The sequence below is a fragment of the Luteibacter sp. P4_D7_3 genome (genome assembly GCF_056401735.1).
The window spans coordinates 1-1,723 of the sequence record NZ_JBFUIT010000512.1 but is presented as its reverse complement, the minus strand read 5'-3'; the positions used below and the strand labels follow the sequence as shown (position 1 = coordinate 1,723).

At 62.2% G+C, this 1,723-nt stretch carries 2 protein-coding genes; one reads left to right on the top strand and one right to left on the bottom strand.

Translation table 11 applies throughout. From position 1 onward, the window contains the following. Positions 1-90: 90 nt before the first annotated feature. The gene (gene hppD / locus AC1DSN_RS22180) at positions 91-1,179 is read right to left on the bottom strand and encodes a 4-hydroxyphenylpyruvate dioxygenase (protein WP_063570849.1); all 1,089 of its coding nucleotides are present in this window, start codon (positions 1,177-1,179) and stop codon (positions 91-93) included. Between the two features lie 89 nt (positions 1,180-1,268). On the opposite strand from hppD, the gene AC1DSN_RS22175 reads away from it, so the two are divergent. Beyond that, complete coding sequence (locus tag AC1DSN_RS22175; RefSeq protein WP_063570850.1) at positions 1,269-1,718, top strand: MarR family winged helix-turn-helix transcriptional regulator; 450 nt, start codon at positions 1,269-1,271, stop codon at positions 1,716-1,718. Positions 1,719-1,723 lie beyond the last annotated feature (5 nt).

The window sequence follows — 1,723 nt, the reverse complement described above, 5'->3', positions numbered from 1 at the left end:
CGTGGGGATCCTTGGGATGAACGCATCGCGGCGCGGTCCGTCTCAGGACCGCGCCGCGCTTAGTCTAGCTTTCGCGAAGGCCTCGCGCGCTTAGAGCACGCCGCGGCGCATCTGGTCGCGTTCGATGGATTCGAACAGCGCCTTGAAGTTGCCGTTACCGAAGCCTTCGTTGCCCTTGCGCTGGATGATCTCGAAGAAGATCGGACCGATGGTGTTCTGCGTGAAGATCTGTAGCAACAGCTTCTTCTTGGTCTCGTCGTCGGCGTCGATCAGCAGCTTGTTCTTCTGCAGACGGGGAATGTCCTCGCCATGGTCCGGCACGCGGATGTCGATCACTTCGTAGTACGTGTCCGGCGTTTCGAGGAAGGCCACGTCCAGCGCGCGCATGGCTTCCACCGACTCGTAGATATTGTCGGTAAACAGCGCGATGTGCTGGATGCCTTCGCCGTTGTACTCACGAATGTACTCGTTGATCTGCGACTTCTCGTCCGCCGATTCGTTGAGCGGAATGCGGACCATGCCGTCCGGCGCGGTCATCGCCTTGGACACCAGGCCGGTCTTCGCGCCCTTGATGTCGAAGTAGCGGATCTCGCGGAAGTTGAACAGACGCTCGTAGTAGTCCGACCACTTCTGCATGTTGCCGAAGTGCAGGTTGTGGGTCAGGTGGTCGATGAAGGTCAGGCCGAAACCCTTCGGGCGACGGTCGACGCCCGAAATAAACTCGAACTCGCTGTCGAACACGTCGCCCTTGGCGCCGTAGGTATCGATCAGGTACAGCGCGCAACCACCGATGCCCTGGATGGTCGGCACGTCCAGTGCGAGGGTGTCGGCCTTGTGCTCGACCTTCTCGGCGCCATTGGACAACGCGGTGGCCTGCACGTCGGTCGCCGGGCGGTTGAATCGGATGGCGAAGCCACAGGCGCTCGGGCCATGCTCGGCGGCGAAGTCGGAAGCGAACGAGTTCGGCTCTTCGTTGACCAGGAAGTTGCACTCGCCCTGGCGATACAGGGTGATCTTCTTCGTCTTGTGCTTCGCCACCGCGGTGAAGCCGAGCTTCGGGAACAGCGTGTGCAGCAGGGCCGGATCCGGCGCGGCGAATTCGACGAACTCGAAGCCATCGACACCCTGCGGGTTTTCGAAGGTGGTGACTTCCATACCGATATTGGGCTGGGCGCTCATGGGCGATACTCCTGGCATTGGGCACGGCTTGCGCCGACTACCCGCACGTTATAGTTTCACTTGTAACCAATTGCAAGGACCAGCACAGCATGACCCTAGAACCCGTTGCCGCCCATGCCCCGCTGGAGCTCGAGCATTTCCTGCCCTATCGCCTGTCCATCCTGTCGAACACGGTGAGCCAGTCGATCGCCACGGAATACCAGGACCGCTTCGAGCTGAGCATGACGGAATGGCGCGTGATGACCATCCTGGCGCGGTTTCCGGAGATCTCGGCACGGGAGGTGGTGGACCGCAGCGCCATGGACAAGGTGGCGGTGAGTCGTGCGGTGGCACGGCTGGTCGACGCGGGCCGGGTGGACCGCGGCATCCACGACGGCGATAAGCGCCGCTCGGTGCTGAAGCTGTCCGAAGCCGGCTGGGCGATTCACGACGAGGTCGCGCCGCTGGCCCGGGCGCACGAGCGGGAGCTGCTGGCCCGCCTCGATGAGGGCGAGCAGGCGCAGCTAAACAGCATTCTGGACAAGCTGCTGGCGTTGTAAGGAAT